This is a genomic window from Bacillus sp. EB106-08-02-XG196, from assembly GCF_013396335.1.
Taxonomy (GTDB): domain Bacteria; phylum Bacillota; class Bacilli; order Bacillales; family Cytobacillaceae; genus Neobacillus.
This window is the reverse complement of record NZ_JABWSY010000023.1, coordinates 45,289-61,990: the sequence shown is the minus strand read 5'-3', so window position 1 is coordinate 61,990 and position 16,702 is coordinate 45,289. Positions and strand designations below refer to the sequence as shown.

The 16,702-nt window shown below is 40.2% G+C and carries 16 protein-coding genes and 1 other annotated feature; all 16 genes read left to right on the top strand.

Annotated features, from left to right (window positions below; all coding sequences use genetic code 11):
- The first annotated feature begins 4 nt into the window (after nt 1-4).
- The 16 genes from cysE (at nt 5) to rpoC (ending at nt 16,547) form a co-directional block, all read left to right on the top strand.
- The gene (gene cysE / locus MLOOGBEN_RS26655) at nt 5-673 is read left to right on the top strand and encodes a serine O-acetyltransferase (protein ID WP_179161278.1); all 669 of its coding nucleotides are present in this window, start codon (nt 5-7) and stop codon (nt 671-673) included.
- Nucleotides 654-2,054: a cysteine--tRNA ligase gene (gene cysS, locus MLOOGBEN_RS26650; protein WP_179161277.1), complete on the top strand. Its 1,401-nt coding sequence runs from the start codon at nt 654-656 to the stop codon at nt 2,052-2,054. Before cysE ends, cysS begins: the two co-directional genes overlap by 20 nt.
- A gap of 3 nt (nt 2,055-2,057) precedes the next feature.
- A complete protein-coding gene (locus tag MLOOGBEN_RS26645) occupies nt 2,058-2,483 on the top strand; it encodes a Mini-ribonuclease 3 (protein WP_179161276.1) in 426 nt (141 codons plus the stop codon).
- Entirely contained in the window at nt 2,480-3,229 is a 750-nt protein-coding gene (rlmB, locus tag MLOOGBEN_RS26640) for a 23S rRNA (guanosine(2251)-2'-O)-methyltransferase RlmB (RefSeq protein ID WP_179161275.1), read from the top strand. The genes MLOOGBEN_RS26645 and rlmB overlap by 4 nt, the downstream gene beginning before the upstream one ends.
- A 2-nt stretch (nt 3,230-3,231) precedes the next feature.
- Entirely contained in the window at nt 3,232-3,741 is a 510-nt protein-coding gene (locus tag MLOOGBEN_RS26635; RefSeq protein ID WP_179161274.1) for an NYN domain-containing protein, read from the top strand.
- Between the two features lie 116 nt (nt 3,742-3,857).
- Nucleotides 3,858-4,463 carry an RNA polymerase sporulation sigma factor SigH gene (sigH, locus tag MLOOGBEN_RS26630; RefSeq protein WP_052106397.1) on the top strand — a complete coding sequence of 202 codons (606 nt, stop codon included), beginning with the start codon at nt 3,858-3,860 and terminating at the stop codon, nt 4,461-4,463.
- 113 nt (nt 4,464-4,576) lie between these two features.
- Nucleotides 4,577-4,723, top strand: a complete 147-nt coding sequence (gene rpmG / locus MLOOGBEN_RS26625; protein WP_179161273.1) for a 50S ribosomal protein L33 — start codon at nt 4,577-4,579, stop codon at nt 4,721-4,723.
- Between the two features lie 49 nt (nt 4,724-4,772).
- Nucleotides 4,773-4,955 (top strand): preprotein translocase subunit SecE, encoded by a 183-nt coding sequence (gene secE, locus MLOOGBEN_RS26620; protein ID WP_179161272.1) that lies wholly within the window; start codon nt 4,773-4,775, stop codon nt 4,953-4,955.
- A 135-nt stretch (nt 4,956-5,090) separates the two neighbouring features.
- A complete protein-coding gene (nusG, locus tag MLOOGBEN_RS26615; RefSeq protein WP_133371715.1) occupies nt 5,091-5,624 on the top strand; it encodes a transcription termination/antitermination protein NusG in 534 nt (177 codons plus the stop codon).
- A gap of 318 nt (nt 5,625-5,942) precedes the next feature.
- Nucleotides 5,943-6,368, top strand: coding sequence for a 50S ribosomal protein L11 (rplK, locus tag MLOOGBEN_RS26610; RefSeq protein ID WP_179161271.1), 426 nt, complete (start codon nt 5,943-5,945; stop codon nt 6,366-6,368).
- A 101-nt stretch (nt 6,369-6,469) separates the two neighbouring features.
- Entirely contained in the window at nt 6,470-7,168 is a 699-nt protein-coding gene (rplA, locus tag MLOOGBEN_RS26605; protein WP_095250633.1) for a 50S ribosomal protein L1, read from the top strand.
- A 52-nt stretch (nt 7,169-7,220) separates the two neighbouring features.
- Nucleotides 7,221-7,367 (top strand) — a sequence feature (ribosomal protein L10 leader region).
- A 33-nt stretch (nt 7,368-7,400) separates the two neighbouring features.
- The gene (rplJ, locus tag MLOOGBEN_RS26600; RefSeq protein ID WP_179161270.1) at nt 7,401-7,901 is read left to right on the top strand and encodes a 50S ribosomal protein L10; all 501 of its coding nucleotides are present in this window, start codon (nt 7,401-7,403) and stop codon (nt 7,899-7,901) included.
- 54 nt (nt 7,902-7,955) lie between these two features.
- The gene (rplL, locus tag MLOOGBEN_RS26595; protein ID WP_179161269.1) at nt 7,956-8,315 is read left to right on the top strand and encodes a 50S ribosomal protein L7/L12; all 360 of its coding nucleotides are present in this window, start codon (nt 7,956-7,958) and stop codon (nt 8,313-8,315) included.
- Nucleotides 8,316-8,453: 138 nt separating this feature from the next.
- Nucleotides 8,454-9,053 (top strand): class I SAM-dependent methyltransferase, encoded by a 600-nt coding sequence (locus MLOOGBEN_RS26590; protein ID WP_179161268.1) that lies wholly within the window; start codon nt 8,454-8,456, stop codon nt 9,051-9,053.
- A 264-nt stretch (nt 9,054-9,317) separates the two neighbouring features.
- Nucleotides 9,318-12,878, top strand: coding sequence for a DNA-directed RNA polymerase subunit beta (rpoB, locus tag MLOOGBEN_RS26585; protein WP_179161267.1), 3,561 nt, complete (start codon nt 9,318-9,320; stop codon nt 12,876-12,878).
- 69 nt (nt 12,879-12,947) lie between these two features.
- Nucleotides 12,948-16,547 carry a DNA-directed RNA polymerase subunit beta' gene (gene rpoC / locus MLOOGBEN_RS26580; protein WP_179161266.1) on the top strand — a complete coding sequence of 1,200 codons (3,600 nt, stop codon included), beginning with the start codon at nt 12,948-12,950 and terminating at the stop codon, nt 16,545-16,547.
- The last annotated feature ends 155 nt before the right edge of the window (nt 16,548-16,702 follow it).

Here is a 16,702-nt window from a genome sequence, read left to right as displayed (position 1 = left end):
AAAAATGTTCAAAAGGATGAGGGAGGATATTGAGGTTGTTTTTGAACAAGATCCTGCAGCGAGAACCTACCTAGAGGTTATCCTAACGTACTCAGGCTTACACGCGATTTGGGCACACCGTATTGCCCATGCATTTTTTAAACGGAAATTATATTTTCTTGCAAGGGTAATTTCTCAGATTAGCCGCTTTTTCACAGGTATTGAAATCCATCCTGGTGCAAAAATAGGCAGAAGATTTTTTATAGACCACGGTATGGGCGTTGTGATCGGAGAAACTTGTGAAATTGGTGATAATGTAACGGTTTTTCAAGGTGTGACACTAGGTGGAACTGGAAAAGAGAAAGGTAAACGCCATCCAACGATAAAGGATAATGCGTTAATTGCAACAGGTGCAAAGGTGCTGGGATCAATCACCATTGGGGAAAATTCGAAGATTGGTGCAGGCTCTGTCGTCTTAAAGGAAGTTCCGCCTAATTCAACGGTTGTAGGTGTTCCGGGAAGGGTAGTAATCCAAGATGGGAAGCGAATTGACAGGGATTTAGATCATTGCAATCTTCCTGATCCTATTGCGGATCGCATTAAGGAATTGCAACTAGAAATAATTTATCTAAAAGAAGAATTCACTGAATCGAAAAAAGAAAGGACTAAAGTAAATGGCCATTCAGCTTTATAATACATTAACCCGAAGAAAAGAAGAGTTCGTCCCCCTTGAGGAAGGGAAAGTTAAAATGTATGTTTGCGGACCGACTGTCTATAATTATATTCATATCGGTAATGCACGCCCGGCTATTGTTTTTGATACCGTTCGCCGCTATTTTGAGTACCGTGGCTACAACGTTCATTTTGTTTCCAACTTTACAGATGTAGATGATAAATTAATCCGTGCTGCAAATCAGCTTGGGGTGGATGTTCCTGCTGTCGCGGATCGTTTCATTCAAGCATATTTTGAAGATGTGACAGCATTAGGCTGCAAACAAGCGGATGTTCACCCGCGGGTAATGGAAAATATGGATATTATCATTGATTTTATTGCACAGCTTATTGAAAAAGGTTTTGCATATGAATCAGAAGGTGATGTCTATTTCAGAACAAGAAGCTTTAATGACTACGGTAAACTCTCTCATCAATCCATTGATGACCTGCAGATTGGAGCAAGAATTGAAATTGGCGAGAAGAAGCAGGATGATTTGGACTTTGCATTATGGAAAGCTGCAAAAGAAGGGGAAATCTTTTGGGAAAGCCCTTGGGGAATAGGACGTCCAGGCTGGCATATTGAGTGCTCGGCAATGGCAAAAAAATACCTTGGTGAAACGATTGATATCCATGCCGGCGGTCAAGATTTAACCTTCCCGCATCATGAAAATGAAATTGCTCAATCGGAGGCACTTTCTGGAAAGACCTTTTCCCGCTACTGGATGCATAACGGGTATATCAATATTGACAATGAAAAGATGTCAAAATCGCTTGGGAACTTTGTTCTTGTCCATGACATTATACAGGCGCATAATCCTCAAGTCTTACGATTCTTTATGCTGTCGGTTCATTACCGCAATCCTATCAACTATAGTGAGGAGTTACTTGAAAGCACAAAGGCTGCCTTTGAGCGCTTAACAACTTCATATCAAAATTTAAAACACCGTAAGGAATCTAGTACAGATTTAACAAATAATAATCAGGAATGGCTAGAGAAAATAGTAGCCTTACAGGATGAGTTTATAAAAGCAATGGATGATGATTTCAATACAGCAAAGGCGATTTCTGTTTTGTTTGACCTTTCGAAGCTGGCTAACTACTATCTTTTGGAAAAGAACACTGCGGTAGAAGTAATTGATACATTTACCAAACAATTTGATGAGTTATTTAATGTCTTAGGTCTGACGCTTGAACAAACGACAGAAATGTTAGATGAAGAAATAGATGCCTTAATAGAAAAAAGAATTCAGGCTCGCAAAGACCGTAATTTTCAGCTGTCTGACGAAATCAGAGATCAGCTAAAGGAAATGAATATTATTTTAGAAGATACTCCGCAGGGTACAAGATGGAAAAGAGGCTAATTCATGCTTGATTATCAAGAAAAAGTAAACGCTAATCAATTGAACAGTCTTGCACTAGCTTACTTGGGTGACGCTGTCTATGAGATTTATGTCAGGCGTCACCTCCTGCAAAGCGGGAAGGTAAAGCCCAACAGTCTTCACCGCGAGGGGACAACCTATGTTTCCGCAAAGGCGCAATGCCAAGTGTTATTTCGAATGATGGATGAACACCTCCTTACAGAGGAGGAGCTGGCGGTAGTTAAGCGTGGACGTAATGCTAAATCAGGCACGGTGCCAAAAAACACAGACGTCCAAACCTACCATTACAGTACCGCATTTGAAGCGTTATTAGGATTTTTATATTTAACGGAGAAAACGGACCGACTAGAAGAACTTATCTTAAAGTCATTTGAATATGTGGAAGAAAAGAAAGGAGGAAAAGGCGAATGAATGAAAACCAGGATTATATCATTGGTAAAAACCCAGTTATGGAAGCACTAAGAGCAGAAAGAGATATCAACAAAATATTGATTGCAGAATCCTCCCAGCGTGGTCAAATGCAGCCATTAATTCAATTAGCAAAAGAAGCACATGTTATTGTTCAATTTGTCCCAAAGAAAAAAATTGACCAGATATCTGATGAAAATCATCAAGGAGTTCTTGCTTACGTTGCAGCCTATCAATATGCAGAGATGGATGATTTATTTGCAGCTGCAGAAAAGAAGAACGAGCCTCCATTCTTTTTATTATTGGATGAAATCGAGGATCCTCATAATCTTGGATCCATCATGCGTACGGCGGATGCAGTAGGTGCACATGGAATTATTATTCCAAAAAGAAGAGCTGTTGGTTTAACGGCAACAGTCGCAAAAGCATCAACAGGTGCAATTGAACATATCCCGGTAGTCCGTGTTACCAATATGGCAAGAACCATTGATGAATTAAAGGAGCGCGGTGTTTGGATTGCCGGTACGGATGCAAGTGGAAAACAAGATTATCGTCAATTAGATGGTACGATGCCGCTAGGCCTTGTAATTGGGAGCGAAGGAAAAGGGATGGGCCGTCTTGTTAGAGATAAATGTGACTTTCTCATCAACCTGCCGATGGCTGGAAGGGTAACATCATTAAATGCTTCTGTTGCGGCAGCGTTACTAATGTATGAGGTATACCGCAAGCGGCATCCTCTCGAGGGATAGCAATGGACATTCTGCTCGTCGATGGATATAACATAATCGGGGCTTGGCCGGAGTTAAGGGCATTAAAGGACCATGATTTACCAGCGGCAAGGGACCGCTTAGTAGAAAGGATGGCAGAATACCAAGCTTTTTCAGGTTATCGTGTCATTGTTGTGTTTGACGCCTACTATGTTCAGGGAACCGAGAAGAAGTATAATAACCATAAAGTAGAGGTTATTTTTACAAAAGAAAACGAAACCGCGGATGAGCGAATTGAGAAATTAGCCATTGCTTTAAATAACCGAAGGACTCAAATTCATGTTGCTACTTCGGATTATACGGAGCAATGGGCTATTTTCGGACAAGGAGCACTAAGGAAATCTGCACGGGAATTACTTATAGAGATGTCCTCAGTCGAAAAGGGAATAGAGAAAAATGTGAAAAAGATTCAGGAAAAAAGACCAGTCTCAAAAATACCAATTAGCACCGAAGTGGCAGAAATTTTCGAAAAATGGCGCAGAGGTCAAAAGTAAGCGTTGACGCTCAAAAGTTTTCGACAGTATAATAATACTATCTATGCTTGTTCGGTGGAGGGGGATCTTAATTGAGTACAGACTTCGGGGAAAAAAGCAACCTGCTATTTTTATCAATGGAAGACGAGGAAATTGTAGATCTAGTGCACCAAGGTAATAGTGAGGCTTTGGATTATTTAATCCACAAATATCGAAATTTTGTACGTGCAAAGGCAAGGTCCTACTTCTTAATCGGTGCTGATAAAGAAGATATTGTTCAAGAGGGAATGATTGGGCTGTATAAGGCAATACGTGACTTTCGCGAGGACAAGCTTACCTCCTTTAAGGCGTTTGCTGAACTTTGTATCACCCGACAAATTATCACTGCCATTAAGACAGCAACAAGACAAAAGCACATACCATTAAATTCCTATGTATCATTGGATAAACCCATCTATGATGAAGAATCCGACCGCACATTAATGGATGTCCTTTCTGGCGCAAAGGTGCTTGACCCAGAGGAACTGATCATTAATCAAGAAGAATTCGATCACATAGAAGTGAAAATGACTGAATTATTGAGCGATTTAGAACGTAAGGTTTTGGCGTTATACCTCGATGGGCAATCCTATCAAGAGATATCAGAAGAACTGAATCGGCATGTTAAATCAATTGATAATGCTCTGCAACGTGTAAAAAGAAAATTAGAACGGTATTTAGAAATTAGGGAATTTAGTCTCTGATTTTTGAAAACGGTGACATTTGGATGAACACCTTCACGCATGATGTTGACAATGATTAGGGGTCATGTTACATTTTTAAGGATATAAAAGATGGATATTGAAGGTGACACATTATGAGTAAAAAGATTATTCTGGCATGTGCTGACTGTGGGTCACGTAATTACTCGACGAATGCAAATCAGTTACAATCAGAACGATTGGAATTAAAAAAATATTGCAAAACATGCGCCGCCCATACAATCCACCGAGAAACTAAGTGATTTTTATTCATACTAGCAATGTTATTCCGATAGTTGGAGGGTTACAGATATGCAACGCTTAAAGAATTTCTTCAGTGATATTTTACGTGAAATGAGAAAAGTTAGTTGGCCGAAACGTAAGGAACTAACTCGCTATACTATTACTGTTATTACAACAGTTGCTTTTTTTGCAATATTTTTTGGAGTAATCGATTTAGGTATTTCAAAATTGATTCGAGTTATCCTTGAATAATAAAAGGTATTTCATGGTATAATGGTGAATAATAAAACAAATTCTTAAGTAAAGCCCGTTTAGCGGGTTTTTTCATTTGGTTTTTAAAAGATTTTTATGAAAGTACGGGGAGGGATGGACGTTTAGTCCTCTTGAATGGAAAAAAATTGGTATGTTTTACATACTTACTCAGGTTATGAGAATAAGGTCAAAGCAAATTTAGAAAAACGTGTTGAATCGATGGGTATGACGGATAAAATCTTCCGTGTCGTAGTGCCTGAAGAAGAAGAGACAGAAATAAAAAATGGAAAAACGAAAGTAGTGAAAAGAAAAGTATTTCCAGGCTATGTACTTGTTGAAATCGTCATGACAGATGATTCATGGTATGTTGTCCGGAATACTCCAGGTGTAACTGGTTTTGTCGGTTCTGCTGGAGCAGGATCAAAACCAACGCCGCTTCTGCCTGAAGAAGTAGTGGTCATCCTAAAACGCATGGGCGTTGATGAGAAACGCATCGATGTAAACTATGAAATTGGCGAAACGGTCCGGGTAAAAGAAGGTCCATTCATGAACTTTACAGGAACAGTAGAAGAAATGGATAAAGACAAGGCAAAACTTAAAGTTCTCGTTAATATGTTTGGCCGGGATACACCGGTAGAACTAGAATTTACACAGATTGAGAAGTTGTAAATGGAAAAGTGTAAGCGCCTTGCCCAGAGGCGACAGGCATAAGACGCAACCTGTAAGAAGGCGCATTTTGCCTTCTTCAGGGGGTGGCTTATGACCCCGAGCCTCTAGGCGCTGAAACTGGACATTTAAAGAATTATTAATAGTAATTTGAAAAAAACTTGAAATCATTTTTAAAAAGTGGTAATATTTCATAGGTCAGTATGTCTCTTCGAGAGACAAGACTTTTGCTAAGATCTTTATCTTTATATAAAGACAGATACCTGAGTGGGAGGGTAAAAACCCTATTACCACATCACGGACTTTAAGGAGGTGTGTCTCGTGGCTAAAAAAGTAATTAAAGTTGTTAAATTACAAATCCCTGCTGGTAAAGCAAATCCTGCACCGCCAGTTGGTCCTGCACTAGGTCAAGCCGGTGTTAATATCATGGGATTCTGTAAGGAATTTAACGCTCGTACAGCAGATCAAGCTGGATTGATCATCCCTGTTGAAATCACGGTTTTTGAAGACCGTTCATTTACATTTATTACAAAAACTCCTCCTGCTGCAGTTCTTCTGAAAGTAGCAGCTGGAATTCAGTCTGGTTCTGGTGAACCAAACCGTAATAAAGTAGCAACAGTTAAGCGTACCACAGTACGCGAGATTGCGGAACAGAAAATGCCTGACCTAAACGCTGCAAGCGTTGAAGCAGCAATGCGCATGGTTGAAGGTACTGCTCGCAGCATGGGAATCGTTATCGAAGACTAATCCATGCAAACTGTTTTTGAATGAAGGGGGTTGCGTTACTTACGCAACCTTTATTCGTGGGAGAGTAAATCGTTAAAACCACAATCTAGGAGGAAATAAAAATGGCTAAAAAAGGTAAAAAGTATTTAGAAGCTGCTAAGCTTGTTGATAACACAAAAGCTTATCCAGTTGCTGAAGCAATCGAACTTGCAAAGCAAACTAATTATGCTAAATTTGATGCAACACTTGAAGTTGCATTCCGTTTAGGTGTAGATCCTAAGAAAGCTGACCAGCAAATCCGTGGTGCAGTTGTACTTCCAAACGGAACTGGTAAAACTCAACGCGTTTTAGTATTCGCGAAGGGTGAAAAAGTGAAAGAAGCAGAAGCTGCTGGTGCAGATTATGTTGGCGATGCAGAATACATCACTAAAATCCAACAAGGTTGGTTTGATTTTGATGTAATCGTAGCAACTCCTGACATGATGGGTGAAGTAGGTAAGCTTGGTCGTACATTAGGACCAAAAGGTTTAATGCCAAACCCTAAAACAGGTACAGTAACATTTGATGTAACTAGAGCTATTAACGAAATTAAAGCAGGTAAAGTTGAGTACCGTGTAGATAAAGCTGGAAATATCCACGTACCTATCGGTAAATCATCTTTCGAAAACGAAAAACTTGTTGAGAACTTCAAAACTGTGTTCGAAACAATGGTTAAAGTTAAACCTGCAGCTGCAAAGGGAACATACATGAAGAACGTAACAGTTACTTCAACAATGGGACCTGGCGTGAAGGTTGATCCTTCATCTGTAACAGTTAAGTAATTTTTTACCAATTGACAAGTATAGGTATATTTTATATAATCTATTTTGTTGTTTAAATAAAACATTTGTACTGAAGACAGCAGGTGCGTTTTAATGCTTAATTTCCTGCCGAGGTAATGCGATAGAATGGGCTGATTCATTCGGCTATTGTATGCACCTCCATGTCTGACTTTTGATGTGGAGGTTTTACTTTGCCTGGTATAAATGTAGATATTCTACAGGAGGTGTAAAGATGAGCAGCGTAATCGAACAAAAGATTCAAATCGTTGATGAAATTACAGCTAAGTTAAAAGCTAGTGTTTCAACAATCGTAGTTGACTACCGTGGGCTGACTGTTGCTGAAGTTACTGAACTTCGTAAGCAGCTTCGTGAAGCTGGTATCGACTTCAAGGTTTACAAAAACTCTATGACTCGTCGTGCAGCAGATGCAGCTGAACTTTCAGAGTTAAATGCAGCATTAACAGGTCCTAACGCAATTGCGTTCAGTACGGAAGATGTAGTAGCACCTGCAAAGATTCTTAATGACTTTGCTAAAAAGCACGATGCACTTGAAATTAAAGCTGGTGTAATCGAAGGCAATGTAGCAACAGTTGAAGAGGTTAAAGCACTTGCAGAACTACCTTCACGCGAAGGCTTGCTTTCTATGCTACTCAGCGTACTACAAGCTCCAATCCGCAACCTTGCTCTTGCTACAAAAGCAGTTGCAGACCAAAAAGAAGAACAAGGCGCGTAAGTTAAAACTTATCGCTTAACCAATACGGAATGAAAACTAAGGAGGAACATTAAAATGACTAAAGAACAAATCATTGAAGCAGTTAAATCTATGACTGTTTTAGAACTTAACGATCTAGTAAAAGCAATCGAAGAAGAATTCGGCGTAACTGCTGCTGCACCAGTAGCAATGGGCGGAGCGGCTGTAGCGGCTGTTGAAGAGCAAACTGAATTTGATGTAATCCTAGCTAGCGCTGGCGATCAAAAAATCAAGGTTATCAAAGCTGTACGTGAAATCACTGGTCTTGGTCTTAAAGAAGCAAAAGACCTTGTTGACAACACTCCAAAAGCTGTTAAAGAAGGCGTTTCTAAAGAAGAAGCTGAAGAAATCAAAGCTAAACTTGCTGAAGTTGGAGCTAACGTTGAAGTTAAGTAATAACCTAATAGAAAAGCTCGCTGTATAAGCGGGCTTTTTTTCGATGCTTAAAAGCGAAGTGCCTTGGCGTTTCCGCTGGATATTAGATTTTTTCCTCAGGTAACCTCATTAATGAACACTCCTCAGGAGGTGAGTTTATTGTCTGAACATTACTATTCTCGCACCCAAAAGGTCGAAAGTGAACCGAAATATTGGGACTTCACCTTAAGGAATGTGTTATTTCGTTTTAAAACAGATAACGGCGTATTTTCAAAGAAGGAAGTAGATTTTGGCTCCCGCTTATTAATAGAAGCTTTTGTATTGCCAAATGTTGAAGGACCTGTTCTAGATGTAGGCTGCGGCTATGGTCCAATCGGTCTGTCGATTGCAAAGAATTATCCGGAGCGCATTGTACATATGATTGATGTAAATGAACGGGCTATTGAGTTAGCGTTGGAAAATGCAAGGCAAAATGCGGTAGATAATGTTGAAATTTATGAAAGTGATACTTTGATAAATGTTAAGCAATCAAACTTTGCTGCTATATTAACAAACCCGCCTATTAGAGCAGGAAAAAAGACGGTTCACGACATTTTTGAACAGAGTTATAAGCATTTAGTCACCCAGGGAGAGCTTTGGGTGGTCATTCAGAAGAAACAAGGTGCACCTTCTGCTATTGAAAAATTAAAAGAACTTTTTACCACAGTAGATACTATTGACAAGTCTAAAGGTTATTTTATTATTAGGGCTGTAAAATAGTTGACTTGAAATTGTCACCTATGTTAGCATTATAAAATGCCATCATAATATTTTCCGAATTATTCCTGAAAATACTTATTTTATAAGTATAAAACATGTTTAAGACGGAAAAGATGACAAAATAATAGTCAAAATGTGAAAATGTGGTTTTTAAGAAATAAAAACCCTTTTTCTTTTTTTGTCTAATGGAGGAACTCCTTTTGTTCCTTTCATAAGACCAAAATATATGTATTATAAAAACGCTTGATTTGAGGGGTGAATCAGTTGACAGGTCAACTAGTTCAGTATGGACGACACCGCCAACGAAGAAGTTACGCACGAATCAGTGAAGTTTTAGAATTACCAAATCTAATTGAAATCCAAACCTCTTCATATCAATGGTTTCTTGATGAGGGATTGCGTGAAATGTTCCAGGATATTTCACCGATTGAAGACTTTACTGGTAACCTATCACTAGAATTTATTGATTACAGCCTTGGCGAACCGAAGTATGTTGTTGCGGAATCAAAAGAGCGGGACGTTACATATTCTGCACCATTGCGTGTAAAAGTACGTCTTGTAAACAAAGAAACAGGCGAAGTAAAAGACCAAGATGTTTTTATGGGTGACTTTCCACTCATGACTGAAACAGGTACGTTTGTCATCAATGGGGCAGAACGTGTTATCGTTTCACAGTTAGTACGTTCACCGAGCGTATACTTTAGTGGAAAACTTGATAAGAACGGAAAAAAAGGTTTTACAGCTACAGTAATTCCGAACCGCGGCGCTTGGCTTGAATATGAAACAGACGCCAAAGATGTCGTATATGTCAGAATAGATCGTACTCGGAAACTGCCCGTTACGGTTCTTTTGCGTGCACTTGGCTTCGGCTCTGATCAAGAAATCATTGAATTGATTGGAGATAACGAGTACATTCGAAATACTCTTGAAAAGGACAACACTGAGGGAGTAGAAAAAGCGCTTTTAGAGATTTATGAGCGCCTGCGTCCAGGTGAACCTCCTACCGTTGAAAACGCAAAGAGTTTATTGGTTTCAAGATTCTTTGATCCAAAGAGATATGACCTTGCAAATGTAGGTCGTTATAAAATTAATAAGAAACTCCATATTAAAAATCGCTTATTTAATCAGCGTTTGGCTGAATCACTTGTCGATCCTGAAACAGGTGAAATTATTGCAGAAAAAGGGACACTTTTAGATCGAAGAAATCTAGATCGAATTATCCCTGCTTTGGAAAAGGATATTAATTTCAAAGGCTTTAATCCAGCTGGTGGTGTAGTACAGGAAGAAATCATTCTTCAAGGAATAAAAATTTATGCACCAAATGATGATGGTGAAAAAGTTATTAATGTGCTAGGCAATGCTTATGTTGCAGAGCCGATTAAAAACATTACACCTGCTGATATCATTTCATCTATCAGTTATTTCTTTAACTTATTACACGGTGTCGGCGATACAGATGACATTGACCATTTAGGAAACAGACGTCTGCGTTCTGTTGGCGAATTGCTTCAAAATCAGTTCCGAATTGGTTTGTCACGTATGGAACGTGTGGTTCGTGAGAGAATGTCCATTCAAGATACTGCTACGATCACACCGCAGCAGTTAATCAACATCCGTCCTGTAATTGCTTCGATAAAAGAGTTCTTTGGAAGCTCTCAATTATCGCAATTTATGGATCAAACAAATCCACTTGCAGAATTGACACATAAGCGCCGTTTATCTGCGTTAGGACCTGGTGGATTAACTCGTGAACGTGCTGGATTTGAAGTGCGTGACGTTCACTATTCCCACTATGGCCGTATGTGTCCGATTGAAACGCCAGAGGGACCAAACATTGGTTTGATTAACTCACTTTCATCCTTTGCAAAAGTAAACCGTTTTGGCTTTATTGAAACTCCATATCGCCGGATTGATCCTGATACTGGAAAGGTTACAAGCCGAATCGATTACTTAACAGCAGATGAAGAGGATAATTATGTTGTAGCACAAGCGAATTCTCGCCTTAGCGATGACGGTACATTTATTGATGAAGATATTGTTGCTCGTTTCCGTGGTGAGAACACGGTAGTAAAACGTGACCGTATCGACTATATGGATGTATCTCCTAAACAGGTAGTTTCTGCGGCAACAGCTTGTATTCCGTTCTTAGAAAATGATGACTCTAACCGTGCATTGATGGGAGCGAACATGCAGCGTCAAGCCGTGCCGCTCCTGCAGCCGGAAGCACCAAGAGTTGGAACAGGAATGGAATATGTTTCTGGTAAAGACTCGGGAGCAGCAGTTATCTGTAAGCACGAAGGTATTGTTGAGCATGTTGAGGCACGTGAGGTTTGGGTGCGTCGAATTAATACGGTCGATGGTCAAGAAGTGAAAGGTGACCTTGATAAATATAAAATGTTGAAATTCATTCGTTCTAATCAAGGAACCTGTTATAATCAACGCCCGATTGTTGCGGTGGGTAACCACGTAACAAAAGGGGAGATTCTAGCGGATGGTCCTTCAATGGAACTGGGTGAACTAGCTCTAGGTCGTAACGTTTTAGTTGGCTTCGTTAACTGGGACGGTTACAACTATGAAGATGCGATCATTATGAGTGAACGTCTTGTAAAAGATGATGTATATACTTCTATTCATATTGAAGAATATGAGTCTGAATCACGTGATACAAAACTTGGACCTGAAGAGATTACCCGTGACATTCCGAATGTAGGGGAAGATGCCCTTCGTAATTTGGATGAGCGTGGAATTATCCGTACGGGTGCTGAAGTAAAAGACGGTGACTTGCTAGTAGGTAAAGTAACACCAAAAGGAGTTACGGAACTTACTGCAGAAGAAAGATTACTACACGCTATCTTTGGTGAAAAAGCACGAGAAGTTCGTGATACTTCCCTAAGAGTTCCGCATGGCGGAGGCGGTATTGTCCTTGACGTTAAGGTCTTTAATCGTGAAGATGGCGATGAATTGCCACCAGGCGTAAATCAGCTAGTTCGTGTATATATCGTTCAGAAGCGTAAGATTCATGAAGGGGATAAAATGGCAGGACGCCATGGTAATAAAGGGGTTATTTCTCGAATATTGCCAGAAGAGGATATGCCGTATTTACCGGATGGTACCCCAATTGATATTATGTTGAATCCTTTAGGTGTTCCTTCGCGTATGAACATCGGTCAGGTGCTGGAGCTTCATTTAGGAATGGCAGCTCGAGCTCTTGGAATCCACGTTGCTTCACCGGTATTTGACGGTGCACGTGAAGAAGATGTTTGGGGAACGATTGAAGAAGCTGGAATGGCAAATGATGCAAAAACTGTATTATATGATGGACGTACGGGTGAACCGTTCGATAATCGTGTGTCTGTAGGTGTCATGTATATGATTAAACTTGCTCACATGGTTGATGATAAACTCCATGCACGTTCAACTGGACCTTACTCACTTGTAACGCAGCAGCCACTTGGCGGTAAAGCACAATTTGGCGGACAGCGTTTCGGAGAGATGGAGGTTTGGGCGCTTGAAGCATACGGTGCTGCATATACACTACAAGAGATTCTGACAGTAAAATCAGATGACGTGGTGGGTCGTGTGAAAACGTACGAAGCGATAGTAAAAGGTGAAAATGTACCGGAACCAGGAGTTCCTGAATCATTTAAAGTATTAATAAAAGAACTTCAAAGTCTAGGAATGGATGTAAAAATCCTTTCTGGTGATGAAAAAGAAATTGAAATGCGTGATACGGAAGATGACGATGACTTACAGCAAGTCGATACATTAAACATCGTTCCAGAAACACAAGCATTTGAATCTGAAAAGGTTGGTTCCAAGGAATAAATTTTTAGCTGAAGTGCTCATGAAGCACTTCAGCTGATGATTGTCTAGATAGAAAGGGAGGTAGGCCCCTTGCTGGATGTTAATAATTTTGAGTATATGAAGATCGGTCTGGCGTCACCAGATAAAATCCGTTCATGGTCTTTTGGAGAAGTAAAAAAGCCAGAAACCATTAACTATCGTACATTGAAGCCTGAAAAGGATGGTTTATTCTGTGAGAGGATTTTTGGTCCTACAAAGGACTGGGAATGTCACTGTGGAAAATATAAACGTGTTCGTTACAAAGGTGTAGTGTGTGACCGATGTGGTGTTGAAGTAACAAGAGCAAAGGTTCGTCGTGAACGTATGGGTCATATTGAGCTTGCAGCTCCTGTCTCTCATATTTGGTACTTTAAAGGAATTCCTAGCCGAATGGGACTAGTTTTAGATATGTCTCCAAGGGCATTAGAAGAAATTATCTACTTTGCCTCTTATGTTGTAACGGAATCAGGAGATACAGCTCTTGATAAGAAACAACTTTTATCAGAAAAAGAATATCGTGCATACCGTGAAAAGTACGGAAATAAATTCCAAGCTGCTATGGGTGCTGAGGCAATTAAAAAGCTTCTATCTGATATCGATTTGAATAAAGAGGTAGACGCATTAAAAGAAGAATTAAAATCAGCTCAAGGTCAGCGTCGTACGCGTGCGATTAAACGTCTTGAAGTGTTGGAAGCATTCCGAAACTCTGGAAATGAACCATCATGGATGATTCTTGATGTTCTTCCTGTTATTCCACCAGAACTTCGTCCAATGGTACAGTTAGATGGAGGAAGGTTTGCTACATCTGATTTGAACGATTTATACCGTCGAGTAATCAATCGGAATAATCGTTTAAAGCGTTTGTTGGATCTTGGTGCACCAAGCATTATCGTTCAAAACGAGAAGCGGATGCTTCAAGAAGCAGTTGATGCTTTAATTGATAATGGTCGTCGCGGCCGTCCGGTAACAGGTCCAGGTAACCGTCCATTAAAGTCACTTTCACATATGTTAAAAGGGAAGCAAGGCCGTTTCCGTCAAAACTTACTTGGTAAACGTGTTGACTATTCTGGTCGTTCCGTTATTGTTGTGGGTCCAAACCTAAAAATGTACCAATGTGGTCTTCCGAAAGAAATGGCTCTAGAGTTATTTAAGCCATTTGTTATGAAGGAACTAGTTGAAAAAGGGTTAGCCCATAATATTAAATCTGCAAAACGTAAGATTGAAAGAGTGTCTCCTGAAGTGTGGGATGTGCTTGAAGATGTTATTCGTGAGCACCCAGTTTTATTAAACCGTGCCCCAACACTTCATAGACTTGGTATTCAGGCATTTGAACCGACACTTGTTGAAGGAAGAGCGATTCGCCTTCATCCACTAGTATGTACAGCATACAACGCGGACTTCGATGGTGACCAAATGGCTGTGCACGTTCCACTTTCCTCTGAAGCCCAGGCAGAAGCTAGACTTTTAATGCTTGCTGCCCAAAACATTTTAAACCCTAAAGATGGTAAGCCGGTTGTTACACCTTCTCAGGATATGGTACTAGGTAACTACTACCTAACTCTTGAAAGAGAAGACGTTGTCGGCGAGGGTATGATTTTTAAAGATACAAATGAAGCGTTAGTTGCTTATCAAAACGGCTATGTTCATCTGCACACTCGTGTTGCTGTCCATGCTGGTTCATTAGGAAATGAAACTTTGACAGAAGAACAAAATAATAAATTACTGATTACAACGGTTGGTAAACTTATTTTTAATGAAATTCTTCCTAAGTCATTCCCGTATATCAATGAACCTACAAGACAAAACCTAGAAGTTGAAACTCCAGCAATTTACTTTGTTGAAAAGGGTGAAGATGTTAGAGCTAGAATTAAAGAAATGCCGATAGTGGATCCGTTCAAGAAGAAAATCCTTGGTAATATCATTGCCGAAGTATTTAAGCGATTCAAAATTACTGAAACGTCTAAAATGCTGGACCGTATGAAGGACTTAGGATTTAAATACTCGACAAAAGCAGGTATTACCGTCGGTGTTTCTGATATCGTCGTATTACCTGAAAAGCAAGAAATTCTTCACGAGGCTCAAAGTAAAGTAGATAACGTATTAAAACAGTTCCGTCGCGGTTTAATAACTGAAGACGAACGTTATGATCGCGTTATTGCTATATGGAGTGCTGCGAAGGATACCATCCAAGGGAAACTTATGAAATCCTTGAATAAAACGAACCCAATTTTCATGATGAGTGATTCCGGAGCGCGTGGTAACGCATCTAACTTTACTCAGCTTGCTGGTATGCGTGGATTGATGGCCAACCCGGCCGGACGTATCATTGAATTGCCAATCAAGTCAAGTTTCCGTGAGGGTCTAACGGTTTTAGAGTACTTTATTTCTACACACGGTGCTCGAAAAGGTCTTGCTGATACTGCCTTGAAAACGGCTGACTCTGGCTATTTAACAAGACGTCTCGTTGACGTAGCACAAGATGTTATTGTCCGTGAAGATGATTGTGGAACGGACCGTGGTTTATTAATCCGTTCATTGAAAGACGGTACAGAGGTTATCGAAGGATTGGATGAACGCTTAATTGGCCGACATGCTCGTAACCCAATTAGACATCCTGAAACAAAAGAAGTGCTAGTTCCTGAAAATGGACTTATCACTGAGGATCTTGCTGAAACAATCGTTGGGGCTGGAATTGAAGAAGTTAAAATCCGCTCCGCCTTTACATGTAATACCCGTCATGGTGTATGTAAGAAGTGTTATGGCCGTAACTTGGCAACAGGTCAAGAAGTTGAAGTTGGGGAAGCAGTTGGAATTATTGCTGCCCAGTCAATTGGTGAACCTGGTACACAGTTAACAATGCGTACATTCCATACAGGCGGTGTTGCAGGAGACGATATCACTCAAGGTTTACCACGTATTCAAGAAATATTTGAAGCACGTAATCCAAAAGGGGTTGCGGTTATTTCTGAAATTGATGGTGTGGTTGTTGGTATTAATGAAGGTCGTGACCGCCAGCATGAAATTATTGTTCAAGGTGAAATTGAATCACGTACTTATAATGCTCCGTATACAGCGCGCCTGAAAGTAGCAGTTAATGATCCAATTATCCGTGGACAAGAATTAACAGAAGGTTCTATTGACCCTAAAGAATTGATCAGGGTAAAAGACGTTAATGCTGTTCAAGAATATCTGTTACGTGAAGTTCAAAAGGTTTACCGTATGCAGGGTGTTGAAATTGGCGATAAGCACGTCGAAGTAATGGTTCGTCAAATGATGCGTAAGGTTCGCGTAAGTGATGCGGGTGAAACAGATGTACTTCCTGGTACACTATTAGATATCCACCAGTTCACAGATGCAAACGAAAAAGCGTTGTTAGCTGGAAAATTACCTGCTACCGGCCGTCCAGTATTGCTCGGTATTACGAAAGCATCACTCGAAACAGATTCATTCTTGTCTGCCGCATCCTTCCAAGAAACAACAAGAGTTCTTACTGATGCAGCGATTAAAGGCAAGCGCGATGAATTACTTGGCTTAAAAGAAAATGTTATCATCGGTAAGCTAGTTCCAGCAGGAACAGGAATGCAGCGCTATCGCAAAGCAGAGCCTGTATTAAGGGACACGACTTCTGAAGAAACAGTAACAATTGATTAATTAACTTAGATTGATGTCTAGCTGCAGCGCCTAGGGGCTCGGGGTCATAAACCAATCCGTCGGGAAGGTAAAAATCAACCTTCCCGTCGGCTTGTCTTATGCCTGTCGCCCCTGTGCAAGGCGCTTCCGCTTTTCGTTGTACCGCGTTTTAAAGA

Excerpts from the sequence above, each read along its gene's own strand:
- cysE (WP_179161278.1), top strand. The coding sequence starts at position 5 with ATGTTCAAAAGGATGAGGGAGGATATTGAGGTTGTTTTTGAACAAGAT.
- cysS (WP_179161277.1), top strand. The coding sequence starts at position 654 with ATGGCCATTCAGCTTTATAATACATTAACCCGAAGAAAAGAAGAGTTC.
- MLOOGBEN_RS26645 (WP_179161276.1), top strand. The coding sequence starts at position 2,058 with ATGCTTGATTATCAAGAAAAAGTAAACGCTAATCAATTGAACAGTCTT.
- rlmB (WP_179161275.1), top strand. The coding sequence starts at position 2,480 with ATGAATGAAAACCAGGATTATATCATTGGTAAAAACCCAGTTATGGAA.
- MLOOGBEN_RS26635 (WP_179161274.1), top strand. The coding sequence starts at position 3,232 with ATGGACATTCTGCTCGTCGATGGATATAACATAATCGGGGCTTGGCCG.
- sigH (WP_052106397.1), top strand. The coding sequence starts at position 3,858 with ATGGAAGACGAGGAAATTGTAGATCTAGTGCACCAAGGTAATAGTGAG.
- rpmG (WP_179161273.1), top strand. The coding sequence starts at position 4,577 with ATGAGTAAAAAGATTATTCTGGCATGTGCTGACTGTGGGTCACGTAAT.
- secE (WP_179161272.1), top strand. The coding sequence starts at position 4,773 with ATGCAACGCTTAAAGAATTTCTTCAGTGATATTTTACGTGAAATGAGA.
- nusG (WP_133371715.1), top strand. The coding sequence starts at position 5,091 with ATGGAAAAAAATTGGTATGTTTTACATACTTACTCAGGTTATGAGAAT.
- rplA (WP_095250633.1), top strand. The coding sequence starts at position 6,470 with ATGGCTAAAAAAGGTAAAAAGTATTTAGAAGCTGCTAAGCTTGTTGAT.
- rplJ (WP_179161270.1), top strand. The coding sequence starts at position 7,401 with ATGAGCAGCGTAATCGAACAAAAGATTCAAATCGTTGATGAAATTACA.
- rplL (WP_179161269.1), top strand. The coding sequence starts at position 7,956 with ATGACTAAAGAACAAATCATTGAAGCAGTTAAATCTATGACTGTTTTA.